The 26,836-nt window shown below is 73.9% G+C and carries 26 protein-coding genes and 1 pseudogene; 9 read left to right on the top strand and 18 right to left on the bottom strand.

From position 1 onward, the window contains the following. Nucleotides 1-56: 56 nt before the first annotated feature. The 7 genes from modA to ACIBST_RS34540 all read right to left on the bottom strand — a co-directional run bounded on the left by modA (nucleotide 57) and on the right by ACIBST_RS34540 (nucleotide 6,404). Nucleotides 57-857: a molybdate ABC transporter substrate-binding protein gene (modA, locus tag ACIBST_RS34510; RefSeq protein ID WP_397177783.1), complete on the bottom strand. Its 801-nt coding sequence runs from the start codon at nucleotides 855-857 to the stop codon at nucleotides 57-59. A gap of 10 nt (nucleotides 858-867) precedes the next feature. Further along, a complete protein-coding gene (locus ACIBST_RS34515) occupies nucleotides 868-1,281 on the bottom strand; it encodes a helix-turn-helix transcriptional regulator (protein ID WP_357979097.1) in 414 nt (137 codons plus the stop codon). A gap of 151 nt (nucleotides 1,282-1,432) precedes the next feature. Next, nucleotides 1,433-2,590: a Cmx/CmrA family chloramphenicol efflux MFS transporter gene (locus ACIBST_RS34520; protein WP_397177784.1), complete on the bottom strand. Its 1,158-nt coding sequence runs from the start codon at nucleotides 2,588-2,590 to the stop codon at nucleotides 1,433-1,435. A 309-nt stretch (nucleotides 2,591-2,899) separates the two neighbouring features. Continuing rightward, a complete protein-coding gene (locus tag ACIBST_RS34525; protein ID WP_397177785.1) occupies nucleotides 2,900-4,690 on the bottom strand; it encodes an FtsX-like permease family protein in 1,791 nt (596 codons plus the stop codon). A 5-nt stretch (nucleotides 4,691-4,695) separates the two neighbouring features. After that, on the bottom strand, nucleotides 4,696-5,424 hold the full coding sequence (locus ACIBST_RS34530; RefSeq protein WP_397177786.1) for an ABC transporter ATP-binding protein: 729 nt from the start codon (nucleotides 5,422-5,424) through the stop codon (nucleotides 4,696-4,698). Further along, the gene (locus ACIBST_RS34535; protein WP_397177787.1) at nucleotides 5,421-5,954 is read right to left on the bottom strand and encodes a PadR family transcriptional regulator; all 534 of its coding nucleotides are present in this window, start codon (nucleotides 5,952-5,954) and stop codon (nucleotides 5,421-5,423) included. Before ACIBST_RS34535 ends, ACIBST_RS34530 begins: the two co-directional genes overlap by 4 nt. Before the next feature lie 12 nt (nucleotides 5,955-5,966). Beyond that, nucleotides 5,967-6,404, bottom strand: coding sequence for a hypothetical protein (locus ACIBST_RS34540; protein ID WP_397177926.1), 438 nt, complete (start codon nucleotides 6,402-6,404; stop codon nucleotides 5,967-5,969). On the opposite strand from ACIBST_RS34540, the pseudogene ACIBST_RS34545 reads away from it, so the two are divergent. Further along, nucleotides 6,355-6,789 (top strand): annotated as a pseudogene (locus tag ACIBST_RS34545) (serine hydrolase); the annotation flags it as partial. The gene ACIBST_RS34540 and the pseudogene ACIBST_RS34545 overlap by 50 nt on opposite strands. On the opposite strand, the gene ACIBST_RS34550 reads toward ACIBST_RS34545, so the two are convergent. After that, entirely contained in the window at nucleotides 6,782-7,369 is a 588-nt protein-coding gene (locus ACIBST_RS34550; protein ID WP_397177788.1) for a TetR/AcrR family transcriptional regulator, read from the bottom strand. The pseudogene ACIBST_RS34545 and the gene ACIBST_RS34550 sit on opposite strands and share 8 nt — an antisense overlap. Before the next feature lie 99 nt (nucleotides 7,370-7,468). Here ACIBST_RS34550 and ACIBST_RS34555 point away from each other — a divergent pair, with 99 nt between their 5' ends. Further along, on the top strand, nucleotides 7,469-8,572 hold the full coding sequence (locus ACIBST_RS34555) for an FAD-dependent monooxygenase (protein WP_397177789.1): 1,104 nt from the start codon (nucleotides 7,469-7,471) through the stop codon (nucleotides 8,570-8,572). Nucleotides 8,573-8,597: 25 nt separating this feature from the next. On the opposite strand, the gene ACIBST_RS34560 is transcribed toward ACIBST_RS34555, so the two are convergent. The 4 genes from ACIBST_RS34560 to ACIBST_RS34575 form a co-directional block, all read right to left on the bottom strand. Continuing rightward, nucleotides 8,598-9,203, bottom strand: a complete 606-nt coding sequence (locus ACIBST_RS34560; RefSeq protein WP_397177790.1) for a DNA-binding response regulator — start codon at nucleotides 9,201-9,203, stop codon at nucleotides 8,598-8,600. Further along, nucleotides 9,200-10,336: a sensor histidine kinase gene (locus ACIBST_RS34565; RefSeq protein ID WP_397177791.1), complete on the bottom strand. Its 1,137-nt coding sequence runs from the start codon at nucleotides 10,334-10,336 to the stop codon at nucleotides 9,200-9,202. The genes ACIBST_RS34560 and ACIBST_RS34565 overlap by 4 nt, the downstream gene beginning before the upstream one ends. After that, on the bottom strand, nucleotides 10,333-11,409 hold the full coding sequence (locus ACIBST_RS34570) for a hypothetical protein (protein WP_397177792.1): 1,077 nt from the start codon (nucleotides 11,407-11,409) through the stop codon (nucleotides 10,333-10,335). The genes ACIBST_RS34565 and ACIBST_RS34570 overlap by 4 nt, the downstream gene beginning before the upstream one ends. 436 nt (nucleotides 11,410-11,845) lie before the next feature. Continuing rightward, nucleotides 11,846-12,382 (bottom strand): helix-turn-helix domain-containing protein, encoded by a 537-nt coding sequence (locus ACIBST_RS34575; RefSeq protein ID WP_397177793.1) that lies wholly within the window; start codon nucleotides 12,380-12,382, stop codon nucleotides 11,846-11,848. 53 nt (nucleotides 12,383-12,435) lie between these two features. On the opposite strand from ACIBST_RS34575, the gene ACIBST_RS34580 reads away from it, so the two are divergent. Then, a complete protein-coding gene (locus ACIBST_RS34580) occupies nucleotides 12,436-13,329 on the top strand; it encodes an alpha/beta fold hydrolase (protein WP_397177794.1) in 894 nt (297 codons plus the stop codon). Between the two features lie 22 nt (nucleotides 13,330-13,351). On the opposite strand, the gene ACIBST_RS34585 is transcribed toward ACIBST_RS34580, so the two are convergent. Next, a complete protein-coding gene (locus ACIBST_RS34585; protein ID WP_397177922.1) occupies nucleotides 13,352-13,945 on the bottom strand; it encodes a TetR/AcrR family transcriptional regulator in 594 nt (197 codons plus the stop codon). Nucleotides 13,946-14,066: 121 nt separating this feature from the next. Here ACIBST_RS34585 and ACIBST_RS34590 point away from each other — a divergent pair, with 121 nt between their 5' ends. The 4 genes from ACIBST_RS34590 (at nucleotide 14,067) to ACIBST_RS34605 (ending at nucleotide 19,693) form a co-directional block, all read left to right on the top strand. Next, nucleotides 14,067-14,879: an SDR family NAD(P)-dependent oxidoreductase gene (locus ACIBST_RS34590; protein ID WP_397177795.1), complete on the top strand. Its 813-nt coding sequence runs from the start codon at nucleotides 14,067-14,069 to the stop codon at nucleotides 14,877-14,879. Between the two features lie 128 nt (nucleotides 14,880-15,007). Continuing rightward, nucleotides 15,008-18,100, top strand: coding sequence for a BTAD domain-containing putative transcriptional regulator (locus ACIBST_RS34595; protein WP_397177796.1), 3,093 nt, complete (start codon nucleotides 15,008-15,010; stop codon nucleotides 18,098-18,100). Nucleotides 18,101-18,365: 265 nt separating this feature from the next. Continuing rightward, nucleotides 18,366-19,484 carry a serine hydrolase domain-containing protein gene (locus ACIBST_RS34600; protein WP_397177797.1) on the top strand — a complete coding sequence of 373 codons (1,119 nt, stop codon included), beginning with the start codon at nucleotides 18,366-18,368 and terminating at the stop codon, nucleotides 19,482-19,484. Further along, nucleotides 19,448-19,693: a hypothetical protein gene (locus ACIBST_RS34605; RefSeq protein ID WP_397177798.1), complete on the top strand. Its 246-nt coding sequence runs from the start codon at nucleotides 19,448-19,450 to the stop codon at nucleotides 19,691-19,693. The genes ACIBST_RS34600 and ACIBST_RS34605 overlap by 37 nt, the downstream gene beginning before the upstream one ends. A gap of 95 nt (nucleotides 19,694-19,788) precedes the next feature. Here ACIBST_RS34605 and ACIBST_RS34610 read toward each other — a convergent pair whose 3' ends face one another. The 3 genes from ACIBST_RS34610 to ACIBST_RS34620 are packed head-to-tail and all read right to left on the bottom strand — an operon-like array spanning nucleotide 19,789 to nucleotide 22,364. Then, complete coding sequence (locus ACIBST_RS34610) at nucleotides 19,789-20,670, bottom strand: SDR family NAD(P)-dependent oxidoreductase (protein ID WP_397177799.1); 882 nt, start codon at nucleotides 20,668-20,670, stop codon at nucleotides 19,789-19,791. A gap of 38 nt (nucleotides 20,671-20,708) precedes the next feature. After that, nucleotides 20,709-21,107 (bottom strand): nuclear transport factor 2 family protein, encoded by a 399-nt coding sequence (locus ACIBST_RS34615; RefSeq protein WP_397177800.1) that lies wholly within the window; start codon nucleotides 21,105-21,107, stop codon nucleotides 20,709-20,711. 57 nt (nucleotides 21,108-21,164) lie between these two features. After that, nucleotides 21,165-22,364 (bottom strand): MFS transporter, encoded by a 1,200-nt coding sequence (locus tag ACIBST_RS34620; RefSeq protein WP_397177801.1) that lies wholly within the window; start codon nucleotides 22,362-22,364, stop codon nucleotides 21,165-21,167. Between the two features lie 78 nt (nucleotides 22,365-22,442). On the opposite strand from ACIBST_RS34620, the gene ACIBST_RS34625 reads away from it, so the two are divergent. Further along, on the top strand, nucleotides 22,443-23,012 hold the full coding sequence (locus ACIBST_RS34625; RefSeq protein WP_397177802.1) for a TetR/AcrR family transcriptional regulator: 570 nt from the start codon (nucleotides 22,443-22,445) through the stop codon (nucleotides 23,010-23,012). A gap of 892 nt (nucleotides 23,013-23,904) precedes the next feature. Here the strand turns inward: ACIBST_RS34625 and ACIBST_RS34630 are convergent. Then, nucleotides 23,905-24,120 (bottom strand): hypothetical protein, encoded by a 216-nt coding sequence (locus tag ACIBST_RS34630; protein WP_397177803.1) that lies wholly within the window; start codon nucleotides 24,118-24,120, stop codon nucleotides 23,905-23,907. 323 nt (nucleotides 24,121-24,443) lie between these two features. After that, a complete protein-coding gene (locus ACIBST_RS34635) occupies nucleotides 24,444-25,832 on the bottom strand; it encodes an MFS transporter (protein ID WP_397177804.1) in 1,389 nt (462 codons plus the stop codon). Nucleotides 25,833-25,897: 65 nt separating this feature from the next. On the opposite strand from ACIBST_RS34635, the gene ACIBST_RS34640 reads away from it, so the two are divergent. Next, nucleotides 25,898-26,686, top strand: a complete 789-nt coding sequence (locus ACIBST_RS34640) for an ArsR/SmtB family transcription factor (RefSeq protein ID WP_397177805.1) — start codon at nucleotides 25,898-25,900, stop codon at nucleotides 26,684-26,686. The last annotated feature ends 150 nt before the right edge of the window (nucleotides 26,687-26,836 follow it).

Consider the following 26,836-nt stretch of genomic DNA (forward strand, 5'->3'; position numbering starts at 1 on the left):
CGCGGCCGGACGCCCGGCGGGCCGGTCCGCCGGGCCCGGAAGCCGGGTGCGAGCGGTCACGGGGCCTCGAAACCGGCCTTGGCCAGGACGTCCTTGCCCTGCTGGGACAGCACCAGGTCGACGAACTGCTTGGCCAGGTCGCCGGCCGGGGCCTTGGTCAGGGCCGCGATCGGGTAGTCGTTGATCGCCTGGGCGGCCTCGGGGAAGTCGATGCCGGTCACCTTGCCGCCGGAGGCGATCACGTCGGTCCGGTAGACCAGGGCGGCGTCCACCTCGCCCAGTCGCACCTTGGTGAGGGTGGCCTTGACGTCCTGCTCCAGGGTCACCGGCTTGACCTTGAGGCCGGCCGCGCCGAGCGCCTTGACCGCGGCGGCCCCGCACGGCACCTGCTCGGCGCAGAGCGCCACCTTCACGGCGGGGTCGGCCAGGTCCTTCAGCTCGTCGACCTCGGCCGGGTTGGCGGCGGGCACGGCGATCTGCAGCCTGTTGCGGACGAACGTGGCCGGGGCGGCCGCGAGGGCGGCGTCGGTGACCGTCTTCATGGTGGCCGGGCTGGCGGCGGCGAACACGTCGGCCGGGGCGCCCTGGACGATCTGCTGGGCCAGGGTGGCGCTGGAGCCGAAGTTGAACCTCACCGTCGTCCCCGGACGGGCGCTCTCGAAGCTCTTGCCGAGCTCGGTGAACGTGCCGGTCAGCGAGGCCGCCGCGAACACCGTCACCTCCCCGGCGCCCCCACCGGGGGACGCGGCGGGAGCGGAGGAGGCGGACGTGGCCGGCGCGCCCGAGCCGCAACCGGTCAGGCCGGCCAGCGCGAACGCGACGGGCAGGGCGATCGTCGAAAGACGCCTGAACACCAAGGGGGGCTCCTCACACCTGACTGGCCACGCGCTCGTGGCCGGGGATCTCCACGACGACGTTGGTGGACTTGATCACGGCGACCGCCACCACCCCCACCTGGAGGCCCAGCTCGTCGGCCGCCTGCCGGCTCATCAGCGACACCACGCGGAACGGCCCGGCGGCGATCTCCACCTGGGCCATCACCGCGTCGCGGATCACCTCGGTCACGATGCCGCGGAAGCGGTTGCGCGCCGAGGAGCGGCCGCCCTCGCCGTCGGACTCGATCTGCGAACGGGCGAAGGCCGCCAGATCGGCGCCGTCGACCCGCCGGTGGCCGTGCTCGTCGCGCTCGGCCGCCAGCCGGCCCGCGTCGACCCACCGCCGGACGGTGTCGGAGCTGACCCCGAGCAGCGCCGCCGCCTCACTGATCCGGAACGTCGTCACAAGCCCACACCCTACCTTCCGCATATTCCACCCTGAAGCCCGGTCTGGCCACGCAACAGCGACACGATCGCCGGGCATGCCGTCGCATTCACGAGAGCATCCCGGCGACCGCGCCCGGTCCACTGCCGCCGGACCATCTTCCCGCCCCCGGTCAGCGCGGCGTGACGCTCGCCGGCGACCTGTGGACGACGGCCGCCACGGCGAGCGCCACGACCACCAGCAGGGCGCTGACCCACGGCGCCGCCTGGTAGCCGAGCCCGGCGGCGATGGCCGCGCCGCCGAGCGCCGGGCCCGCGGTGGCCCCCACGTTGAGCGCCGCCGTGGCGTAGGAGCCGCCGAGCGAAGGAGCCGCGGCGGCCGCGTACAGGACGCGGGCGATCAGGGTCGAGCCGACCGCGAAGGACAGCGCGCCCTGGACGAAGACCAGCACGAACGCCACGACCGGGACGCCCGCCGCGGCCGCGAGCAGCGCCCACCCGACAGGCAGCGCGAGCCCGCCCGCGACCAGGACCAGCGCCGGACGCGCGTCCGACAGCCGGCCCGCGGCGGTCACCCCGGCGAACGACCCCAGCCCGAACAGCGCGAGCAGCACCGGCACCCACCCCTCGGAGACCCCGCTCACCTCGGTGACCAGCGGCGACAGGTAGGTGAAGGTGCAGAAGGTGGCGGCGTTGACCAGCGCGCCCAGCGCCAGCGCGACCAGCAGACGCGGCTCGCGCAACGCCCGCAGCTCGTGCCGGGCGCGCGGACGGGCACTGTCCTGCCCGCCGGCCGGCACCGACCGCACGATTGCCAGGACGGCCGGCAGCGACACCAGCGCCACCGCCCAGAACGCCGACCGCCAGCCGAACGCCTGGCCGAGCACGGCGCCCGCGGGCACCCCGGCGACGCACGCCAGCGTGATCCCGCCGAGCAGCACGGACGTGGCGCGTCCCTTGGCGCCGGGGGCGGCCATGCCGGCGGCCGTCGCCAGGCCCACGGCGAGGAACCCGGCGTTGGCCAGCGCCCCGAGGACGCGGGTGGCCAGCAGCACGGCGAAGTCGGTGGTGAGCGCGCCGGCCACGTGCACGACCACGAACGCGACGAGGAAGAAGAGCAGCGCCTGCCGGCGTGGCCGGCGCAGGCTGAGCAGCGCCATGAGCGGCGCCCCGACGACCATGCCCGCGGCGAACGCGGACGTCAGCGCGCCGGCGGCCGGGACGGACACGCCCAGGTCGGCGGCGATGGCCGGGCCCAGCCCGGACAGCATGAACTCCGACGTTCCCTGGGCGAACACGGCCAGCCCGAGAACGTAGATGGCGAAAGGCACGAGCGGTACTCCAAGCACAGCACGAAGGAACGCGGCGCGCCGGCGGCACAGTGGGGCGCGGGCGCTACCGCGAGTGGGGAAGACCCGGGTTCGACGCCACGACGGTGGCGGAACAGCCGGGAGGAACCGGTCCGTACGAAGGTGATCGGATGCCGGAAGGGCGCGCGGTCTCAGGGACGGCGCGGCCGCAGGACATCACGAGAAGCCACCGACGATCGGTGGCTAGCGTCTTGACGCCTCGGGACCGGACATGCGCCACACCCTAGCCGGAGATCACGCAGGCCGTCCACCTGGTTCCCGCGCGGCCGGTCACGCGGTCTCGGCGCCGAGCGCCTGGGCGACGGGCCGGCGGGCCGCCAGCCGGGCGGGCAGGGCGACGGACGCCGCGGTCGCCAGCAGCGTGGCCAGCGCGGCGCCGGCCAGCCACGCGAGTGGGGCCTGCACCGCGTTCCCGGCCGCGAGGAGCGAGAGCAGGCCGAGGCCCAGGGGGACGCCGGCGACGGCGCCGGGCAGGCTGGGCAGCAGCTGGGCGCTGGACAGGCCCGCGGCGACCTGCCCGGGGGTGGCGCCGAGCGTGCGGGCGACGGCCATGGTGGCCCGCGCCTCCATGGCGGTGGTCCAGGTGAGCGTGACGGTGTTCACGACGGCCAGGACGATCAGCAGGACGGTGACGGCGAGCATCAGCCGGCGGTCCTGCTCGCCGCGCAGGTTGGGCAGCACGGAGGAGCCGTCCAGGCCGTAGCCCCGCTCCGGCTGGACGTGGAGGGTCAGCAGGGCGACCATCGCGATCACCGTGGTGGCGGTGGAGCATGCCTGGAGCACCGCCCGGCCGGGCCGGCGGGCGGTCAGCCGCAGGCCGAGCAGGAGCGGCGTGGGCAGCAGCGCCGACAGGGCGGTGATCCGGGGCCGGTGACGGGGCGGGCGCGCGGTCGCGGACAGCGCCGTGACGGTGGCCGTCCGCATGGCGCGCAGTGTGGGACGCAGCGTGGACAGCACCGCGACCGCCAGGGCGAGGACGGTCGCGGTGACCACGACGGAGCCGCCGAGCTGGGCCGCGTCGCCGATCCGGCTGGCGGTGGGGCCGGCCAGGGCGGGCGCGGCCAGGCGGGCGATCGTCAGCCCCAGCGCGTCGCCGGCCAGCGCGAGCGCCAGGTACTCGGTGAGCAGGACGGTGGCGATCAGCCCGGGGGTGGCGCCGACGGCCTTGAGCAGCCCGGCCCGGCGCGTCTGGGCGGCGGCCCGTCCGGCGGCCAGCGCCGCGACCCCGGTGACGGCCAGGAAGCTGAGCAGCCAGCTCCCGACCACCAGGATCGGCCGGCTGTCCCTGAGGATGACGGTGTCCTGCTCGGCCGTGAACTGCCAGGAGTGGAAGTCGACCCGCAGGCCCGGGTCGCGGTGCGCGTCGCCGAACGCCTCGGTGGCGGCGGGGTCGCGCAGCTTGAGGTCGATGGCCGTGGTGACCGGCAGGCGCCGGGAGGAGGCCAGCGTCCGGGCGTCCGAGCTGGTCAGCCAGGCCAGGCCGGCGTAGTCGCTGGGGCCGCCGCCCGGCCCGATCTGCGCCGCCCAGGGGTAGATGGAGGTGGCCGCGGTGACGGCGATCCCGACGACGGGGTACGGCCGTCCGGCGATGGTGACGCGGTCGCCGACCACGACGCCCAGGGCGGTGGCGAAGCCGCGTTCGAGGACGGCGCCGCCGGGCCGCACCCACCGGCCCGAGGTGACCAGCGGCCGGTTGACCGGGCCGGGACGCTCGGCGAAGCCGTGCACCACCACCTGGGACGACGTCGAGCCGCGCGCGGTGAGGCCGGCGTAGACGATGCGGTAGGGGCCGTGGTGGGCGACGACGCCGGGGTCGTCGGCCAGCGAGGCCAGGGCGGAGGTCGCCGCGCGGCCCGAGCCGCCGGACAGGGCCACCACGTCCGGCCCGGCGGTGGCCGCGCGGGTCTGCTCGTACAGGGAGCGGCTCGCGTCGCCCAGGGACAGGCCGAGGGCCATCGTCGCGGTGGCCACGGTCACCGCGAGCAGCAGCATCGCGGTCTGGACGCGGTGCCGCCGCATGTCGGCCAGCACCAGCCGGGTGACGAGCACGACGGTGCCCATGACGTTCAGTCCTCCAGCCCGATCAGACCGCCCAGCCCCCGCGGACGGGCGGCGGCCAGGTGGGTGTCGTCGACGAACATGCCGTCGCGCATCGAGACCAGCCGGTCGGCGGTGGCCGCCACCCGCTCGTCGTGCGTGACGATCACGAGGGTCTGCCCGGCGGACCGCAGCTCGCCGAAGATCCTCAGCACGTCGAGGGTGGCGGCGCTGTCGAGGTTGCCGGTGGGCTCGTCGGCCAGCACCACCAGCGGCTCGTTGACCAGCGCGCGGGCCACGGCGACGCGCTGGCGCTGGCCGCCGGACAGTTGCGAGGGCAGGTGCCGGGCGCGGGCGGCGAGCCCGACCCGGTCCAGCAGCGCGTCGGCGCGCCGCCTGGCCTGGCGGCGCGAGCGGCCGGCCAGCAGCGCGGGCAGCTCGACGTTCTCTGCCGCCGACAGCTCCTCCACCAGGTGGAACGCCTGGAAGACGAACCCGACCGAGCGGCGTCGCAGGCGGGCCAGGGCGCGCTCGCTCAGCGTGTCGACGCGCCGGCCGGCCAGCCACACCTCGCCGCCGGTGGGCCGTTCCAGGCCGCCCAGCAGGTGCAGCAGGGTGGACTTCCCGCAGCCGCTCGGGCCGGTCACCGCCAGCGTCTGCCCTTGGGGGACGTCCAGGTCGACCTCGTCCACGGCGCGGACCCGGCTCTGCCCCTGGCCGTGCGTCTTCACCAGGCCGCGGGCCCGTAACACGTTCATGCGCCCTCGTCTTCGTCTTGGGCTCCGGACCAGGTGCGCTCGCAGGCGTCCAGCCAGCGCAGGTCGGCCCGCAACCGCAGCACGACCCCCTCCAGCAGCAGGCCGGCGGGTGATCCGGGCGGTTCGTCCAGCACCGCCTGCTGGACCTCGCGCAGGCGGCGCAGCAGCTCGCGGCGCTGCGCCGCGACCAGCTCGACCGGGTCGGCCAGCCTCGCCGCCGCGGCGGCGGCGAGCTTGAGATGGAACTCGGCCAGGTCCGGTTTCGGCCAGCCGACCTCGGCGAGCCAGGCGGCCACCCGGCGCTGGCCGTCGGGGGTCAGCGCGTAGACCTTGCGGTCGGGACGCTCGGGGAGGCCGCCGGCCCGTTCGCATTCGACGAGCCCGGCCTTCTCCAGCCTGGCCAGGGTCACGTAGATCTGGCCGGGGTTCATCGACTCGCCCAGCGGGCCGAGGCAGTGACGCAGGCGGGCGCGCAGGTCGTAGCCGTGCGACGGCTCCTTGGCGAGCATCGCCAGCACCGCGTCCTGCACGGCCCCACCCCCCTAACGGTTAGCCAATAGATAGCGGTTAGCCGTAGGGGGTGTCAAAACTACCGGGACGGCCTGGACCTGATCATCCAGAGGCCCGGGCGGCATGTAGGTGGCCAGGAAACAGGAGTGGCGCAGCATGTCCTTGGAGACGAAGACGGCCGCCAGGACGCCCTGCGGCACCAGCGGGATCGCGCCGAGGCCGAAGCACCACCAGGTGATCATGCGCTGCGTCGTGGACAGCCGGTCGAAGCGGGAGGCCACGGCGGGCCGCTGCCTGCGGCCGGTGCGCATGAGGTCCAGCAGCTCGGGGCCCTGCGCGCGCAGGCGGCGTTCGGCGAGCAGGCCGAGGCCCCACACGCACAGCGCCCCCGTCAGTACGCCGACGGCGACCCCGGCCCGGGCCCGGCTCATCGCGTTCCTGCGCGGGCTGGGCGACCAGGTCAGCCGCATCGACCACTACGAGCCCGAGCTCAACAGGATGGGCCCGGGGAACCCGCGCGACACCACCACCCCGCGCGCGATCGCCGGCGACTACCAGAACATCCTGCTCGGCGACGTGCTGCCCCCGGTCAAGCGTGTGCTGCTCGAAGGCTTGCTCCTGCGCACGACCACCGGCGCGGCGCGCGTCAGGGCCGGCCTGCCGAAGGGCTGGAAGGTGGCGCACAAGACCGGGACCGGCAACTACGGCAGGGCCAACGACATCGCCGCGGTGTGGCCGCCCGGCGCGGCGCCGCTGGTGGTGGCCGTCATGACCGACCGCCCCGGCCACGGCACGCCGCCCAGGGAGGCGCTGATCGCCGAGGCCGCCCGGGTGATCGTCGCCTCGCTCACCTGACCAGCCCGAACCGGGTGGTGACGGCCCGCAGCCCCTCGATCACGTCGGCGGCCGAGGGCGCGGCCCGCGGGTCGTTGAGCCACTGGGCCATCACTCCCAGCAGCAGCGCGAGCTGCACCGAGCCGACGGCGCGCACCTCGCCGTCGCCGATCTCCTCCTCCGGCACCCCGGTGAGCTGCGCGGCCATGCCCCGCCGACCCTCGCGCTGACCGGCCACGAGCTGCTCGCGCAGCTCCGGCGAGTGCTCGGCCTGGACCAGCGCCTCCAGGTTGGCCAGCCACAACGTGCGGTTCTCGTTGATCGAGCCGATCAGCTGCTCCCAGAGCGCCTCGAAGTTCTCGGCGGGTGACCTGCCGGGGTCGTCGAGGGCGGCCAGCGCCGCGCCGACCTTCTCTCCCCATTCGCCCATGGCCTCGACCAGGGCCGCGTTGAGCAGCGCCTCGCGCGAGCCGAAGTGGTAGCCGATGGCGGCCATGCTCACGCCCGAGGCCGTGGCGATGTCGCGGACGGTGGTGCGCCCCCAGCCCTTCTCCTCCAGGCAGCGCCGCGCCCCGGCCAGCAGGTCTTCGCGATTTCCCATGGCCGGAATCCTAGCACGTACGCATTAGACGATCGTCTTGCGCGTTTGCCCAAATCTGCGTACGGTGTGGAGCGTTCACCGACGAAAGAGGACGTTCCCATGCGAATCCTGATCTCCGGCGGCAGCGTCGCCGGCCCCGCGCTCGCCTACTGGCTGCACCGTCACGGCCACCAGGTCACCGTCGTCGAGCGCGCCCCGGCCCCGCGCGGCGGCGGCGCGGCCATCGACTTCCGCGGCTCGGCCCTGGACGTGCTGGAGCGCATGGGCCTGCTGGCCGAGATGCGCCGGCACGCGACCACGATGACCTCCATGACGCTGGTCGACGAGGCCGGCGACGCGCTGGCCGTGCTGCCCGCCACCGCGATCTCCGGCGAGCTGGAGGTGCTCAAGTCCGACGTCACGAAGGTCCTGTACGAGGCCACCCGCGACACCGTCGAGTACCTGTTCGACGACACCGTCACCGCGCTCGACCAGGACGCGGCGGAGGTGCGGGCGCGGTTCGAGAAGGCGCCGCCGCGCACGTTCGACCTGGTGGTCGGCGTCGACGGGATGCACTCCAAGGTGCGCGCGCTCGCCTTCGGCCCCGAGTCGCGGTACGTGCGCGGCCTCGGCATCTACGGCGCGCTGTTCACCACCGCCAACATCCTCGACCTGCGGGACGCGGGCCTGATGCACAACACGCCCGGCCGCAGCGCCCTGGCCTTCACCGCGCACGGCAACACCGAGCTGCGGGTCGGCCTGTCGTTCGCCGCCGACGACCTGGTCTACGACCGGCGCGACCGCGCCCAGCAGGAACGCCTGGTGGCCGAGCACTACGCGGGAGCGGGCTGGGAGGTGCCCCGGCTGCTGGCGGCCATGCGGGAGGCCGAGGAGTTCTTCTTCGACTCCTCCGGCCAGGTCGTGATGGACACCTGGACGAACGGCCGGGTCACGCTGCTGGGCGACGCGGCCTACTGCGCGGCGCCGACCTCCGGCCGCGGCACCTCACAGGCCCTGATCGGCGCGTACGTGCTGGCCGGGGAGCTGGCCGAGGCCCCCGGCCACGCCACGGGCCTGGCCGCCTACGAGCAGCGGATGCGCGACTACGTCGAGCGCAACCAGCGGCACGGCCGGGCCGCGGCCCGCTGGTTCTTCGGCGCGCCGGACGAGCCCATGCCGGACGAGGCCGACGACGCGGTCCCGCTCAAGCAGTACGCGCTCTGAAGTCGTGGCCGACGACCCCGGCGGCTCAGAGCCAGCCCGCGTCGCGGGAGATGCGGATGGCGTCGATGCGGTTGCGCCCGCCGACCTTGCTGATCGCGTTCGACAGGTAGTTGCGCACGGTGGCCTGCGACAACGAGAGCTGGGTGGCGATCTGCGCGGTGCGGATGCCGGACGCGGCGGCGCGCAGCACCTCGGTCTCCCGGGCGGTGAGCGGGCTGCTGCCGGTCTCCAGGGCGGCGGCGACCAGTTCGGGGTCGATCACCCGTTCGCCGCGGGCGATGCGCCGGATGCCGTCGGTCAGGGTCTGGGCCGGGGCGTCCTTGACGATGAACCCCCGCGCGTGCGCCTTCAGCGCGCGCAGCAGGTTTCCCGGCTGGCTGAGCCCGGTGAGCACGAGCGTGCGGCAGTCCGGCAGCCGCTGCGACAGCTGCTCGGCGGCCGACAGGCCGTCCAGGCCGGGCATGTCGATGTCGAGCACCGCGACGTCCGGGCGTACCCGGAGGGCGGCGGACAGCACCTCGTCGCCGCGCTCGATCTCGGCCACCACCTCCATGTCGTCCTCCAGCGAGAGCAGGGCGACCAGGGCCGAGCGGATCATGTGCATGTCCTCGGCGATCAGTACGCGGATCACGGGCCTTCCTCGGGAACCTCGACCGACAGCCGGAACCGGCCGTCGTGGACGGCGGTGGACGACGAACCGGACGCCGCGCGGGCGCGTTCGGACACCCCGGCGAGCCCCGACCCCGGACTCCCGACGCCGCGCACGCCGTCGTTGACGATCTCCAACCGTACCCTGCCGCCGTCGCGGGCCACGGTGATGGCGCAGGTCGTGGCCTCGCTGTGCCGCAGCAGGTTGGTGGCGCCCTCGCGGATGGCCCACGCCAGGGCGTCGTGGGCCGGGCCGGACAGCGGCGGCAGCGCGGCCACGTCGAGCCGGGTGCCGACCCCGGCCGCGCCGAGCAGGGCCGCCGCGCCGTCGATCTCGGTGCGCAGCGAGACGGCCAGCTCGTCGCGGGTGATCGCGCGTACGTCCCTGAGGGCGTCGCGGGCGACTCCGGTCAGGCTCTCTATCTCGGCACGGGCCGCGCCGGCGTCCTTGGCGAGCAGCCGCAGGGCCAGGTCGCCCTTGAGGGAGATGGCCGACAGGCTCTGACCGAGCAGGTCGTGCAGGTCGCGCGAGACCCGGACGCGTTCCTCGCCGACCGCGGCCGCGGCCAGCTCGGCCCGGGTGGCCTCCAGCTCCTCCAGCAGCAGCACCAGGCGGGCCCCGGCGACCAGCGCCCCGCCGAACACGACCAGGCCGAGCATGGGGTAGACGGCCAGCAGGAGGACGTGCGGCACCGTGTCGCCGTCGCGCAGCATCTGCGCCACCTCCAGCGCGGCCGGGTGCAGGATCTGCGCGACGGCGGCCACCGCCCGCACGGGGCCGCGCAGCAGCATGACGATCGAGGCCAGGGCCAAGACGGTCACGCCCTCCCATTGCGTGGCGAGCCACCACAGGGGCAGGTTCGCCAGCAGCAGGAGCGCCGCCAGGGTCCAGGGCCAGCCCGCCGGGCGCGCGCCGCGGGAGGCGGCCAGGCTGTGGCGGAGCTGGAGCGCGAGGGCCGCCAGGACGCCCGCGCCCGCCAAAACGGGGTTCCCGGGCGGCCCCTCCATGCCCATGCCGATGTAGACCGGCACCTGCGCCGCCAGCGGGACGTGCAGCGCGACGAACGGCCGGCGCGGATGCCGCAGCACCCAGGCCGGCGGGATCTGCGCGGTCATGCCGGCACCTCGATCGTCTCGGTCACGTCGTCGGCGCGGACCTCCAGCAGCACCCGGCCGTCCGCGACGGTGACGGCGATCGTGCAGGCGCGCACGCCGTCGGCGCGCAGCAGGCGGGTGACGACGGCGCGCAGGGCCGCGCGCGGCCCGGCCGGGATCGTCTCGGGGACGCCCTGCCTGGGCAGTTCCAGCCGGGCCGGCACGCCCGCCGCCGACAGCAGCGTGGCGGCCGTCTCCAGCTCGGCCCGCAGCGACGGCTGCCGGTAGCCGCGCACCCGCCGTCTGGCCTCGGCCAGCGTGCGGCGCGAGTCGTCGGCCAGCCGCGCGAGCTCCGCCGCCAGCTCGGGGGAGGGGCCGGGAGCGCCGCCGGCGTCCGAGGGGGCGGGGGTGCCGCCGGGGGTCAGGGCCGCGGCCGCGCGTTCGCCGCGGGCGGCGATCGACTCCAGCGCGCCGCCGAGCGTGCGGCGCAGGTCGTCGTCGATGCGCCGCCGCTCCTGCGCGACCGCCTGCTGGGCCAGCGCCTCCCTGGCCGCCTGCAGCCGGGTCAGCGCCGCGGCGAGCCAGACGAGCAGCAGCAACGCCCCGCCGCCGCACAGCACCGAGAACGCCGGCCACGACGCCACCTGCCACGGCAGGCCCAGCAGCAACGCCACCGGCGCGGCCGCCGCCACCAGGGCCACGCAGACCAGGTACGACCACGGCGCCGGCAGCACCAGCGCGGCCGACACCACGAGCCCCGCGTACGCCCGTGGCCACATGTTCCCGGCCAGGGGCGTCACGCCGAGCACGACGACGGCCATGACCGCGAACGTCCAGCGGCCGGACGGCGGACGGCGGGCGTGCGCGGCGTACCAGACGTGGCGCAGGTGCAGGGGGAGGTAGGCCGCGGTCGCGGCCAGGCTCCACAGACCGGTGCGGCTGTCGTTGCCCTCGTAACCGAACGACAGCGTCACCTGCAGCAGCGGCAGCAGGGCGCTGCACACGACGGCGACGACCGGCGCCAGCCTGACGACCCGCCCGGACCGCCAGAACTCCGCCCTGCCGGCCGCTCCGTCCGCCACTCCGTCCGCCACCGTGCCCACCACCGCGCCCGCCCGTCGATGTTCCCCGGCTGACCAGGGTAGGCCGCCCGGCCGGACGGCGGCGCGGCCCGGCCGCCGGGGCCGGACCAGGGTGAGCGGCAGGGCCATGAGGGGTCGTCGCCGCCTTCCTCGGGGGATGTCGAGGGACCCAGCCTGCACCCCGGCGGACGGCGGCGAACAGATGCAGATGTCACCGATAGGCCCGTGAGATTCGCGGCGGGTTCGTCCGGGTTGAGCCCGTCTTGCGAATGGAGTCAGCCGGTCTTGCGGATGGCCAGGCCGTGGTCGCCGCCGGCGGCGATGAACGCGAGCCCCGGCCCCCGCGCGCTCGACCTCGGCGGCATCGGCACCGGGACGCCGGTGCCCGTCTGGCCCGAGGTGTACTGCCCCAGCCGTACGCCTCGCCGCCGGGCCGGGAGAACGGCGCTCAGGCGGACGGCTCCTCGGCCGGGAACAGGATCGGGCTGATCAGGTGGCGGGTGCGCTCGGGCGTGGGCGGGTTGGCGATCCTGGGCAGGAGCGCGGCGCGCAGGTCGGCGATCAGCGCGGCGCGCTCGTCCGGGCTGAGCCAGATGGCGTGCTGCCGGTAGCCGACCAGGTCGGCGGCCGGGTCGGCCTGGTCGCGGTCGAGGTAGGCGCCGAACTCGGCGAGCAGGGCCGCCATGGCCACGGCGAACGCGCGGCGGTGGTCCTCCCGCGAGGCCGCGGCGGCGGTGTCGGCGTCGATGGCCGCCCGCGCCGGACGCAGCCGGTAACGCCGCTCGACGGCCCCGCGTACGCGCTGCTCGCCCTCGACGTCGAGCAGGCCGCCCTCGGCCAGCAGGCCGACGTGCCGGTAGACGGTGGCCTTGGAGACGTCGGGCAGCAGGTCGCACAGGTCGGAGGTGGTGAGCGTGCGGCCGCCCGCCATGGCGTGCACGATGCGCAGCCGTACGGGATGCAGAAGCAGGTCCACCGTGTCCATGGACGTACGATCTCACACCTGCTACCTTTCTCAAACCTGAGAAAGGAAGGGTCATGACTCATCACGCCCTGGACGCCCCTCCGCTGGGCCGCCTGCACGACGTCGGCGGTCGCCGGATCATGCTGCACCGCTCGGGCGCCGGCGGCCCGCCCGTGGTGTTCCTGCCCGGCGCCGGAGCCGTCGGCCTGGACTATCTCAACGTGCACGACCGCGCCGCCGAGCTGACGACCAGCGTGCTCTACGACCGCGCGGGCACCGGCTGGAGCGAGCCGGTCGAGCTGCCCCGCACCGCGGCCGAGGTGACCGACGAGCTGCGCGAGGCGCTGGCGGCGGCGGGGGTGCGCGGCCCGTACGTGCTGGCCGGTCACTCCCTGGGCGGCGCGTACGCCCGCCACTACGCCCGCCGTTTCCCCGGCGACGTCGCGGCGCTGCTGCTGCTCGACCCCTTCCACGAGGACATGGCTGCCCGCGCGCCCCGGCAGGCGCGCGAGATGCTCGACCGGATGCGCGATCAGGCGCTCCCCGAGCCGACGCCGGAGCAGCTCGACGCCGCCCGCCCGGCCGTCGAGCAGCTGCTGGCCGCCTGGCCGGACGGCGTGCGCGAGGCCCTGGTCGACCACCACCTCACCGCCTGGCGCACCGGCTGGCTGGAGGGCCGCAACCTCTACGACGAGGTCTCGGCGGAGTTCGGGGCCGCGCCGCCGGCGCCCGACGTGCCGGTGATCGTGCTGTCGGCCATGGGCGCGGACGCCACCCAGTCCCAGCTGTGGCCGGAGGACGTGCTGCGCGAGATCAACGCCGGCAAGCTCGCCCTGCACGCCGAGCTGGCCGCCTCCTTCCCGCGCGGCGAGCACCGGGTGCTGGACGACGCCGGGCACGGCTGGCTGCACGAGGAACGGCGCGACGCCGTGCTCCAGGCGCTGGCCGACCTGCTGCGGGCCCTGTGAGACCCGGCGGCCCGGCGGCGGCTCAGGGACGCAGCGCCTTGAGCGCCAGGTCGACCAGCGCGTCGGCGTACTGAGGGGTGAGCGGGCCGGAGCGCAGGAGCCAGCGCTGGTAGAGGGGGGCGTAGAGCAGTTCGAGTGCGAGGTCGAGGTCGGCGTCGGGGGCGAGCTGGCCGGCCTGCTGGGCGCTGCGCAGGCGGGCCTTCTTGGCCTCGTCGACCGGGCCGGCCAGCTTCTCGCGGTATTGGGCGGCCAGCTCGGGGTCGGCGACGATCTCCAGGTTGAGCGCCCGGATCGGCGCCTCGAAGGCGGGGTCGGCGAACTCCGCCACGGTGGCCCGCATGACGGTCTTCAGGTCGGCCTCGATGTCGCCCGTGTCGGGCAGCGTCACGCCCTGGTCGCTCTCGCTCAGCGCGAGGAAGGAGTCGAAGACCACGGCCCCCTTGGACCGCCACCACCGGTAGATCGTCTGCTTGCCGACGCCGGCCCGCGCGGCGATCGCCTCGACGGAGACCTTGGCGTAACCCACCTCGGACACCAGTTCCCTGGCGGCCTGGAGGATCGCCTGCCGGGAGCGCTCGCTGCGGCGCGCGGGATCGGGCTGCTTCACGCCGGCCATCATAGCCCCTCAGCGAGACGAGACGGTCCGTCTTGACAAGGTCCCGGTACCTGCTGGCACACTGATGGGCATGCGGCGAGACGGACCGTCTCGTCTTGAGGATTGAAGGAGGCGAGAGCGCATGCGCGTATGGTTCGTCACGGGTGCGTCCCGGGGGCTGGGCCGGGCGTTCACCGAAGCGGCCCTGGACAGGGGCGACCGGGTCGTGGCCGCCGCCCGCGACGTCGGCCCGCTGGCCGAGCCGGCGGCCCGGCACCCGGGCTCGCTCGTCCGGCTGCCGCTCGACGTCTCCGACCGCGCCGCGGTGCGGGAGGGCGTGGAGAAGGCGGTGGCCGCGTTCGGCAGGCTCGACGTCGTGGTCAACAACGCCGGCGGCATGCTCTTCGGCATGCTGGAGGAGGCCACGGAGGAGCAGATCAGGGCGCACTTCGACGTCAACCTGTTCGGCGCGATCTGGGTCACCCAGGCGGTGACGCCGTACCTGCGGGCCCAGGGGTCCGGGCACATCCTCCAGGTCACCTCGATGGGCGCGGGCGGCGGCATGGCCTCGGTCGGCCTGTACGCGGCGGGCAAGTCGGCGCTCGACTCGATCACCCAGGCGCTGGCCATGGAGCTCGCGCCGTTCGGCGTCAAGGTCACCAACCTGCAGATGGGCGGCTACGACACCGGCCTGTTCACGCTGGGCACCACGGCCACCGAGCCCGACCCCGTCTACGACGGGCTGCGGGCCGAGCTGGCCGCCATGTGGGGCGAGGACGCCGGCCCGCCGCCGAGCAACGCCGCGCCCGTCGTCATGGAGCTGGTGGACCTGCCCGAGCCGCCGCGCCGGCTGATCGTCGGCAGCCGCTCGTACGACCTCGTCCAGCAGATGGACGAGGCCCGCACCGCGGAGTACCGCGCCTGGGAGCACCTCAGCCGCAAGGCCGACGGCTGACCCCCGGGGGACCGGCCCCAGGGGGCGGACGGGCGGGGATGGGCCGGGCGTTGTCCTGGTTCCGGCACAATTGCGGTGTGCGAGTCGGATTGCTTGGGCCCTTCGAGGTCCGTAACGCCCAAGGGGCCGTGGTCGAGGTTCCCGGTGTCCGGCTGCGCGCGCTGCTCGCCGCTCTCGCCCTGGAGCCCGGCCGGATCGTCACGCGCGCGCGGCTGATCGACTGGATCTGGGGGGAGCGGCCGCCCGCCGACGAGGTCAACGCCCTGCAGGCGCTGGTGTCCAGGCTGCGCAGGGTGCTGCCGGACGGCGTGATCGAGGCCGATTCCGGCGGCTACCGGCTGGCCGTGCCGCGCGAGGCGGTGGACGTGGCCCGCTTCGAGCACCTGATCGCCCAGGCCCGCGCCGCCGCGCCCGCCGCCCGCGCCGACCTGCTGCGCAGTGCCCTGGAGCTGTGGCGCGGCGCCCCCATGGCCGACATCGCGATGCGGGACAGCGACACCTTCGACGCCGTGGTCACCCGGCTCGGCGACCTCCACGTCGATGCGCTCGGCGAGCGCATCGACGCCGACCTGCGGCTCGGCCGGGGCGCGGAGCTGGTCACCGAGCTGACCGGGCTGGTGGCCGCGTACCCGCTGCGCGAGGGGTTCGTGGCGGCGCTGATGCGGGCGCTGGCCGAGGCGGGCCGCGGGAACGAGGCGCTGACCCTCTACCAGCGCACCCGCGAGCGGCTGGCCGACGAACTGGGCGCCGACCCGTCGGCCGAGCTGTCGGAGCTGCACACCGCGCTGCTGCGCGGCGAGGTGGGGGAGCGGACCGACAACCGCAGGACCAACCTGCGCGCCGAGCTGACGAGCTTCGTCGGCCGGCATGACGACGTCTCCGCGGTCGCCGACCTGGCCACCAGGTACCGCCTGGTCACCCTGACGGGGGCGGGCGGCTCCGGCAAGACCCGGCTGGCCACCGAGACCGCCCGGACGATGCTGCCCGAGCTGCCCGACGGCGCCTGGCTGGTCGAGCTGGCCGCGGTCCGGGCCGGCGGCGAGCTGGCGCAGGCCGCCCTGACCACGATCGGCCTGCGCGACCAGGGCATGCTGGGCGGCGGGCGCGGCGGCGACCCGATGGACCGGCTCATCACCGCCATCCGCGACCGCTCGATCCTGCTCATCCTGGACAACTGCGAGCACGTCATCGAGGCCGCCGCGGCGTTCGCGGACCGGCTGCTGGGCGAGTGCCGCGGCCTGCGCGTCCTGGCCACGAGCCGCGAGCCGCTCGGCATCACCGGCGAGGTGCTGTGGCAGGTCGAGCCGCTCACGCTGCCCGCCGAGGGCTCCTCGCCGGCCGAGAGCGGGTCCTCGCCCGCGGTGCGGCTGCTGCGCGACCGCGCGGACCTGGTGCGCAAGGACATCGGCTCCGACGCCCCCACCCTCGCGGCCATGGCGCGGATCTGCCGGGCGCTGGACGGCAACCCGCTGGCGATCGAGCTGGCCGCGGCCCGGCTGCGGACGATGTCGGTCGACCAGCTCGCCCGCCGTCTCGACGACCGCTTTCGCCTGCTGACCAGCGGCAGCCGTACGGCGCTCGCCCGGCACCGGACGCTGCGCGCGGTCGTCGACTGGAGCTGGGACCTGCTGAGCGAGGCCGAGCGCGGCGTGCTGCGCCGGTTGTCGGTGTTCTCCGGCGGGGCGAGCCTGGAGGCGGCCGAACGCGTGTGCGGCGACGAGACGTCCGACGGTGAGCTGGTCTTCGACGTGCTGACCGCGCTGACCGAGAAGTCGCTGCTGCTGGCCGACGACGAGGGCGCCCCGCGCTACCGCATGCTCAACACCATCAGGGAGTACGCGGCCCAGCGGCTGGCCGAGGCCGGGGAGTCCGGGGCGGCGCGGCGGGCGCATCTGGCCCACTTCACCGAGCTGGCCGAGACCGCCGACCCGCACCTGCGCCGGGCCGAGCAGCTGGAGTGGCTGGCCGTGCTCGACGCCGAGCACGACAACATCATCACGGCCCTGCGCGGGGCGATCGCCGAGGGATGGGCGTACGAGGCGATGCGGCTGGCCGGGGCGGCCGGCTACTACTGGTTCCTCAGCGGCCACCGGGCCGAGGGCGCCGAGCTGAGCATCGCCGCGTCCGGGCTGGAGGGCGAGGTGCCCGACGAGGTGCGGGCGATGGCGTACCTCATGGTGACGATGTTCGTGACGTCCGGCGTGGGCGGCGACCAGTTCCAGGCGCGGGAGTGGATCCAGGAGGCCCACCGGCTGGCCCTGCGCAGCGGGTCCCGCAAGCCGCTGCTCGGGTTCGCCGCGCTGCTGGAGCGCACGCTGCAGGGCCCGGCGGCGTTCCTGCCCGCGTTCGAGCCGCTGATCGCCGACGCCGACCCCTGGGTGCGGGCGCAGGGCAGGCTGACCCGCGGCCGGTTCCGGCTCACGCTCGGCGCCGACGAGACCGACGTCGACCTCGACGCCGAGACCGCGCTCGCCGAGTTCCGCGCGCTGGGCGACCGCATGGGCATCTCCCTGGCGCTGACCTTCCTGGCCGATCGGCTCGCCATGCGCGGCGAGTTCGCCCGTGCCTGCGAGTACTACGCGGAGGGCGCCGTGGCGCTGACCGAGGTGGGCGCGACCGAGGACGTCGTGGGCGTGTGGGCCCGGCAGGCCCAGCTCCACTGGCTGCTCGGCGACGAGCGGGCCAGCGCCGCGGCCATGGCCGAGGCGCAGCGGCACGCCGACGGGATCGTCTGGCCGGACTCCCTGGCCGAGCTGGCGCTCGGGCAGGCGAAGCTGGCGCGCTGGCGCGGCGAGGCGGACCGGACGCGCGAGCACCTGGCCACTGTTCAGGCGGTGCTGGCCAACGACGAGATCGTAGGCTCGGTCCGCTCCACGATCATGGACCTGTACGGCTACCTCGCCGACGACGTCGAGCAGTCCCGGGCGTACCGGCGCAGGGCGTTCGACGCGGCCGTGGAGAACATGTTCCCGCCGACCATCGCCGAGGCCCTGGTCGGGATCGCCGACGTCGCGCTGCGCGAGGGCCAGGACGAGCAGGCCGTACGGCTGATCGCGGCCAGCGAGGCGGTGCGCGGCACGCCGGACCGCTCGCTGCCGGACGCCGCCCGCATCGCCGACCAGGCGCGCGAGCGCCTCGGCGAGGCCGCGTTCGCCGCGGCGGACCTCGACGGCCGCCGCCGCGACTTCCGCGAGTTGGCCGAGCTCACCCTCGCCCGCTGAACACCGGCGCGCCGGCGAACCGGGCGACGCCACCCTCATCCCACCGACCGGCACGAGCCCTGCCGGTTTGACGCGTGTACTTGCACCTGTAAGACCGAACTAGCAGGTGCAATACAGACGCTCTCCAAGGACGACATGCCGACCAGCGAAGAGTTGCTCCGCCTGCTCGGCGCCGTCGGGCCTCCCCTCAGGTTGCAGATCCTCGCCGAGCTCTCCGGCGGCCGGATTCACGTCAGCGAGCTGGCCCGCCGGATCAAGGTGTCGCGTGCGCTGCTCTACATGCATCGCCGTCGTGTCGGGCGGCCGCCAGGTCTTCGCCCAGGGGTACGGCGTCGCCGACGTGGAGACCGGCCGTCCCGTGGACGCCGAGCGGACCGTCTTCGCCCTCGCCTCGGTGGCCAAGCTGATCACCGCCACCGCGGTGATGCAGCTCGTCGAACGGGGCCAGATCGACCTGAACGCCGACGTCAACCGGTACCTGACGACGTTCAAGATCGACGACGCCTACCCGGGCCGGCCGGTCACCATGGCGAACCTGCTGACCCACACCGCCAGGTTCGCCGGCGGGGACCTCGGCACCGGCGCGGCCACCGCCCGCGACGTGCACCCGCTCGGCGATCACCTGGCCGGCCACCAGCCGCCCCGGATCCGGCTGCCCGGCGTCCGGGCCGTCTACTCCAACTACGGGATGGGCCTGGCCGGCTACCTGGTCGAGGTGCGCTCGGGCATGCCCTTCCACCAGTACGTGCAGGAGAACGTCTTCCGCCCGCTCGGCATGACGCGCTCCACCATGGCCCAGCCCGAGCCCGGCCCGATCGCCCAGGCGCTGGCCCCCGGCTACCGCCTCCAGGACGGCCGCCAGGTCCGGGCCGAAGGCGCGAAGTACGGGCACATGCCGCCGCGCGGAGCCGGCTTCCGCTCCACCGCCACCGACATGGCCGCGTTCATGCTGGCCCAGCTGACCGGCGGCGGGGCGATCCTCAGGCCGGACAGCGTCCGGCTCATGCAGAGCCGCCACTTCGGCGACGCCGAGGGCACGGCCGGCATGGGCTACGGCTTCCAGGAGTTCACCAGGAACGGCCGGCGCCTGCTGGTGCACCGGGGCAACATCCCCGGCTACTTCGCGATCATGGCGCTGATCCCCGACCGGCGCATCGGCGTCTACGCCTCCTACAACGGCCTCGGCAAGGGCGGCCCCGACGCCGCCTGGTCGCTGGTCAACGCCTTCGCCGACCGGTTCGCCCCGGCCCCCGTCCCCGCGGACGGCCCGCCGGGGGCGCTGCCCGACGTCGCCCGCTACACCGGCACCTACCCAAACGCGCAGGTGCCGGGTCGCCCTGGGCGGGGATGTCCGGCGCCGCGCTGTTCGCCGATGACTTGCTGATCGGCGTGGTGGTGGCCGACCACCAGGGGTACGGCGGGGCCAGGCTGCTCGCCACGCGGGCCGAGGCCCTGTTCGACGAGCCTGGGTTCCTCGACGCGATCGCGATGCCGGCGGGCTGGCAGGGATGCTGCCGGAAGCAGGGAAGGCTGCTGCCCGAAGCTCCTGACCCCACGTGCGCGGCGGAGAACCACCGTTTCTGCGATGCGTAGGTAGTGACGGTCGTGTTTCGAGTGGTGGTGTGGCGTGGGCGTCGGTGCCGCACGCCTCTGGGGGAGTGTGGCACCGGCAGCAACGAGGTTGCGGGTCAGGCGGCTGGGAGAGGTGCAGCGGGGAAGGGCACACCGGTGAGTCGTTGGCTGATTCTCAGCAGGCGGGCGCGGGCGTCGGGGTCGTATGCCTGGTGGTGAGCGCGGGCGGGGCGGGAGCGGTTGAAGTAGGTGCCGGTGACGTTGTTCAGGGCGGGGTCGGTGATCAGGCGGGCGGTGTGGGTGACGCCTTCGTCCAGGGTGCTTTGCACGGTGAACAGGTGGGTGACGATCTTTGTGGGCATGTAGGAGGCGGGGTGCAGGGCGTTGACGGTGACGCCGTGGTCGTCCAGGAGTTCGGCGTGGTCGAGGGTGAGCATGATCTGGGCGAGCTTGGCCTGGCAGTAGGCCTGGACCCCGTCCCAGTGGTGTTCCAGCAGCACGTCGTCGAAGTCCAGGGACGCTTGTCCGGCGGAGGCGACGTTGACGATCCGCGCCGGGCCGGCGCCGGCAGCAGTTGAGCGGGCGGCGGTGCGGACCAGGAGCGGGGTGAGCAGGCAGCTGAGCATGTAGGTGGCCAGGTAGTCGACCTGGAAGGTCAGCTCCAGGCCGTCGGCGCTGCGTTGGGGGGCGGTCTCCACGCCGATGCCGGCGTTGTTGACCAGCACGTCCAGGCGGTCGCGGCTTGTCAGCCGGTCGGCCAGGGCCTGGATCTGGTCCAGGTGGGCGAAGTCGGCATGCTCGAAGGTGAGCCGGTCGTTGCCGGTCTGGTCGCGTAGGTCGGTCAGCAGTTGCCGGCCCTTGGCCGGGTTGCGGCCGTGCAGGATCAGCGTGGCGCCCTGGGCGGCCAGGCGGTGGGCCACGGCGCGGCCCAGGCCGTCGGTTGCGCCGGTGATCAGGATGGTCCGGTCGTACAGTGGGCGGCTGGTGGGAGGAGTCACGGGAGTTGGCCTCGGCGTTCGGTCTGGTGCTGGTCGGGTCAGACGATGGGGTGGCCGCTGACGGTGGTGACGGGGACGTCCTCGCGCAGGTCCCAGTGTTCGGCGATCAGGCCGTCGGCGATGCGGAAGATGTCCACCACCGCGATGCCGGAGTGGCCGGGCTGGGCGGTGAACAGGCTGTGGGTGAACACCAGATCGCCGTCGACGGCCATGCGGTGGATCTCGAAGCGGGCGTCGGGGAGCTGGGCGCGCATCCCGTCGATGAACTCGGTCAGCGGCTGGCGGCCGTCGGGCAGGTTGGGGTTGTGCTGGATCAGGTCGGCGGCAAGGAACCGGTCGGCCAGCTGGGTGCGGCCCTGGTTCCAGATCTGCTCGAAGTAGTCGCGCACGAGCTGGGCGGCGGGCTGGGACGCCGGCTGAATTGGAGCCTGGGACATGGAATTCTCCTGTGAGATTGAGGCGACGAACAAATGGGAGGGTGGGATAAGAGCAGGTCAGTGGTGAGCCGGAGCGGACGCGGAGACCGGGGTTGCCGGGCGGGCCGGGCGCGGACGGGTGGAGGTGGCGTGGGTGGCGGCGGCCGCGGCCAGCGGCAGTAGCGCCAGAACCGGGAGCCAGTGGCCGCCGAGGGCGGGCAGCAGATTGGCGCCCAGCAGGCTGCCCAGGCTCATGCCCAGGTACAGGGCCGAGGCGTTGAGAGCCAGCAGGACCCCACGCTGGTCGGGCAGCAGCTCCACCAGCCGGGCCTGTTGCGGGGCCATGAACAAGGTGTTGAAGATGGCCCAGAAGGCGAACACCGCGACCCCGGCCGCCGGTACGGCCGGTGCACCGGCCAGGGCCAGGAAGGCCAGGGTCAGCCCGGCCAGCGCGACAGCGATGGTGCGGCCGCCGCCCAGGCGGGCGTAGATCCGGGAACCGGCGGCGTTGCCGACCATGCCCAGCGTGCCGAACACCAGCAGTGTCAGCGACACCAGCCCAGGGCCCGCACCGAACCGGACGCCCAGGTAGGCGCCGGCGACGCCGTACACAGCGAATTGGGCGGTCAGCACCAGCAGTGTGGTGGCGATCATCGGTGTGGCGCCCCGGCTTCCCAGCGCGGCGGCGAAGGCGCGGGCGGTGGGGGCCGGGCCCGGTGCCACCGGTGGCAGCAGCACCGCCAGCAGTGCGCCCGCCACCAAGGTCAGGGCGACCACGGCGGCCATGGTGGCGCGCCAGCCGATCGCGGCGCCCGCGGTCGAGGCCAGCGGCACACCCAGGACGGTGGCGGCGGTCATCCCACCGAACACCACCGCCAGCGCGCGGGGCCGCTGCTCGGCGGGAACGATCATCGAGCCGGTGGCCGAGGCGGCCGGTCCGAAGATCGCCGCGCCCAGCCCGGTGGCCACTCGCGCCGCGGCCAGAGCGGTGAAGTCGGGCGCCATCGCGGCGGCGGCACCTCCTAGCGTCATCAGCGTCAGGCCCACCAGCAGCACGGTGCGGCGGTCCAGGCGGCCCAGCGCGATCGCGGCGATGGGCGCGGCCAGGGCGAACACCAGCGCGAAAACGGTGACCAGAGTGCCGACGCTGGGGGCGGGCACCGTCAGGTCGGCAGCGATCGGGCTGCTGAGGCCGACGACCGCCAGGGAGGCGGTCCCCAGCGCGAAGTAGCCCAATGCCAGCGTCAGCAGTGCGGGGGTGGAGGAGCGGGGGCGCATATCCCCTTCTTTCAATACGGGTCGTTGCGTATTAGATTCAAATACGGAACGGTGCGTATGTCAAGTAGAGTGCAGGGCATGACCGGACGACCCCGTGACCCCGCTGTCGACGACGCGATCCGCCAGGCCGCGCTCGCCCTGATCACCGAGCAGGGCTACCGAGGGATGAGCATGGAAGCCATCGCCGCCCGCAGCGGGGTGTCCAAACAGGCGGTCTACCGTCGTTACCCGGGCAAGGGTGAGGTGATCTTGGACGTGCTGGCGGTCTACGCCCGTACCCGACTGCCCACCCCCGACACCGGCGATCTGCGCGAGGACCTGCTGGCCCTGCTGGAGGCCACCTTCGCCGGACAGCGAGGGGTGGCCGGCGCACTCAACCAGGCCCTGGCAGCCGAGGTGTTGCAGGATCCCGCCTTCGCCCAGCGCGTGAGCAGCGAGCTGATCGCGGCTCGCCGTCAGGCGGTCCGCCAGATCCTCACTCGTGCACGCGAACGCGGGCAGCTCACCCACCCTGATGACGATCTGCTCATCGATCTGGTCTTCGGGCCGATGTGGTACGCGCTACTGTTCCACCCCGGCAAGCTCACCGACGCCTACGCCGCCGCCCTCACCGATGCCGTGATCGCTGTGAGCGTCCACGCCGGGTGACACGACCCTGCCCACCTGAGGGGTCCCCGGCAGTGGCCGCCGTGCAGTTGGTGCTCGACGACGGTATCCCTCCTGCAGGCCGAACGATCAGCTGGCTTCGGGCTCGGTGAGTGTGCTCCGCGAATGCGTCTGCACGTCAGCCGCTCCCGGCCCCGCCGCCCCTTCCACGCGCGCACCGCGCTCATCGATCGGCATCCAGGTCAACGGCGGCAGCATGACCGTCCACGAGGCCCCACCGAACTGATCACCACAGAGCCACGCCGCTGGGCCGGGCTGGACGGTGTAGCAGCGTGGACAGATGACCACCGTGGTGCTGCCCGGGACCTTCCAGCGATACCGGCACAGACGCGCGTCGGCAGCGGGTGACGGTGTCGTCCGGCATCAGTTCGCCCACCGCGAGTGGGCTGGCCGCGGCCACAGGAGGGACTGGTCCATTCCGGCGGCGTCTGATCCCCGTCGGCCACGTGGCCGTCGACGGTGGTGAACCGCACCGAGAATCGGGAGATCTGGGCAGGTCTTGCGTCGGCTGCCATGATCAGGCCCCATGGACATTGACGGCTTCTGGGTCGCGGGCGGCCGTCGTGAAAAGCAGCCCTGATCAGTGCGACTTCCAGGGGCCCCGCTGAGCTCTCTATGCGCTCACTGTAGCGGTGCAGCGGCCCTGCCAGGCCGGCCTCCGCGCGTCGTCCAAACCTCTGCCTCTGATCGTCTTGCGCATCCGCAGACGACCGCGGCCGCCGCCAGATATCGTCCAGAGGGCGTCGCATGGCACCTTTTGGATGGGGAATGAGGCTGGCGGGCTCGCTTGAGCATGCCCGCCGCAGCCCCTCACCTGCGGTGTCTTCCGGCACCTGGGTCGAACACGACGGCGGCTCGCTGACGCCTGCACACGTCACGCGCCGTGCCGCCTGGCATGCCCGGTGACGGTGGTGTGGTGGGGCTCTGGACGTGCAGGGATGTACGGCATACGGTCGTCCACCATGAGCGACTCATCGCAACCGAATGAGCACTCAGGGTCGATCGTGAAGCGGTCGTCCAGTTGCCGGTAGTGCACCCAGGCCACCGGCACGGGGCTGTGCAGGTCGCCGTCCCATGCCTGCTCACGCACGCGGCCGGAGCGTATCTGCATCTCATAGCGGTAGAAGGGGGTCCACCTCGTTCAGCGCGGAGGCCAGGCTGCGTTGGCGCGCGATGGCGGCGTTCAGCAGGTCCTCGGCCGGGACACCCGCGGGCACCTCGCGACCGCCCTGCCGCGCCTCGGCCATCAGCCGCGCCAGGCGCTGGCCGCCGTCACCGAAAAAGTAAGTCCAGCGTTTGAGTACTCGTGCAGGCCGCCGCCGAGCCCTTGGTGCCGGGTACAGGACGGCTCCGGTCGGATGAGGAGCGGCAGCCGGCGTAGGACCTCGCGAGGGACCTCGCGAGGCAGCGAAGTCAGGACCGTGACGAGAGTGGCCGGGTTCTCGGGGGCCGGGGGAGCAGGACGGTCAGCGCCGCGCCGACGAGGAAACCGAGGCCGCCGATCACCGCGTGGACGTGCAGGCCGGACACCAGGCCGCCGTGGGCGATGAACGTACCGGCCAGGGCCACGCCGATCGCGCTGCCCGTCTGGCGGGCGGCGTTCAGCACGGCGGACGCCGCCCCGCTGAGCGCCGCCGGCGCGGCCTCCATGACCGCCGAGGTGGCGGCGGGCATCGTCAGGCCGGTCCCGAACCCGGCCAGCATCAGCGGCGCGACCAGCGCCCAGTAGCCGGTCCCCGTCCCGGCCACCAGCCAGCCCAGCAGCCCGGCCCCGCCGATGACCAGCCCATACGCCATCGGCACCCACGCCCCTGAGCGTGCCGCGAGCCGCCCTCCGAGCGGCGAGGAGAACATCGGCATCATCGCCATCGGCAGCATGGCCAGCCCCGTCGGCAGCGCGCCGAGCCCGTGAATCCGCTGGAAGTACAGCGGCACGGCGAACAGCAGCCCGTAGAACCCCAGGTTGAGCAGCACTCCGACGACCACGGGGCCGGAGAAGCGGCGCTCGCGGAGCAGTGCCGGCGGCACCATGGGAGCCCGTGAGCGGCGCTCCAGCAGCACGAAGGCGGGCAACGCCAGCGCGGACACCCCCAGACCGCCCAGCACCGGAAGCGAGACCCAGCCGTGCTCACCGGACTCGATCAACGCCCAGGTCAGCCCGCCGAGGCCGAGCGCCCCCATCGTCTGCGCCCCGACGTCCAGCCCGGCACGCCGATCGGCCGCCGCAGGCGCGGAGACGTACCGTCTGGTCAGAACCAGCCCGAGCACGCCGAACGGCACGTTCACGAAGAACACCGAACGCCACCCCGCCACCGACACCAGGAACCCGCCGAGAACCGGCCCCGCCCCGGCGGCCACCCCGGCGACCATGCCCCACACGCCGAACGCGCGCGCCCGTGCACCGCTGTCGGGATAGGCGTGCCGCAACAACGAGAGCGACGCCGGGACCATCAGCGCCGCACCCACGCCCTGCGCCAGCCGGAAGGCGACCAGCACGCCCGCCGACGGCGCGAACCCGCACCCGGCCGACGCGACCGTGAACATCCCGAGACCGGCCAGGAACACCCGTCTCCCGCCGAGCCGGTCGCCGAGCCCGCCGCCCGTCAGCAGCAGACCGGCGAACGTGAGTGTGTAGCCGTCCACGATCCACTGCAGAACCGGCAGTCCGGCACGCAGGTCGTCGCCGATCGGCGGGATCGCCACGGTGACCACCGTGACGTCCAGGACGACCAGGAAGTAGCCCAGGCAGAGGGCCAGCAGGGGCGCCGTACCCGGCGAACGGTGAAGGGCGGTGACAGCCATGCCACCTAGCCTGGTACGGGATCACTACGGCGTTCGCCGAAGCGTCCCCGTCCTAGGCTGGGTGCATGTGGAAGACTGCGACGGAAGCGGACATCGCCGAGGTCGCGGCGGCCATCGGCGACCCCTCACGGGCGAAGGTGCTGCGCGCGCTCGCGGACGGCGGCGTCCTGCCCGCCGGCGCGCTGGCCGCCGAGGCCGGCGTGAGCCCGTCCACGATCAGCGGCCACCTGGCCAGGCTCCGCGAGGCGAAACTCCTCACCGTCGAGCACGACGGCCGCCACCGCTACTACCGTCTGGCCAGCACCGACGTGGCCCGGGTGCTGGAGGAGCTGGCCAGGATCGCCCGCCCGCTGCCGGTCCGGTCCCTGAACGACAGCGTGCGCGCGCAGGCGCTGCTGCGGGCCCGGCTGTGCTACGACCACCTGGCCGGACGGCTCGGCGTGGTACTGCTCGCCGCGCTGGTGGAGGGCGGGGTCCTGACCAGCGCCGCGGGCAGCTACCGGATCACCTCGGCGGGGGCCGGCGTGCTGGCCAGGTTCGGCATCGAGGTCGAGGGGTTCTCCCGGCGGCGGCCCGCGATCCGCTACTGCGTCGACTGGGGCGAGGGCCGTCACCACCTGGCGGGCGCGCTGGGCGCCGCCCTGGCCCAGCGGCTGTTCGCGCTGGAGTGGTTGCGCAGGGGACGCGCCCGACGGGTGGTGCACCTCACGGACAAGGGCCGCATCGGTCTCCATGACACCTTCGGCGTCTCCCTCGACTGGGACCGAACACCCGCCTCGGCAAACGGTGAAGTCAACGGGCGAAGGCAGCACTTGCCCGACACGGTGCTGCCGAAAGCTCACGAACCGGAGTGACGGGCTGTGGCGGCTTGACCGGCTGCGACCTGCTCGAAGAGGGGGCCGGGATCACGCTCTGTGACGTGGCCGTCAGAGGCGGGAGAGCGCCGAGGCGACGCACCCGGCAGCTGAGGGCGCGAAGGCGTGCCCGCGCCACTCGACAGAGGC

This window comes from Nonomuraea sp. NPDC049684 (genome assembly GCF_044465345.1).
Lineage (GTDB): Bacteria > Actinomycetota > Actinomycetes > Streptosporangiales > Streptosporangiaceae > Nonomuraea.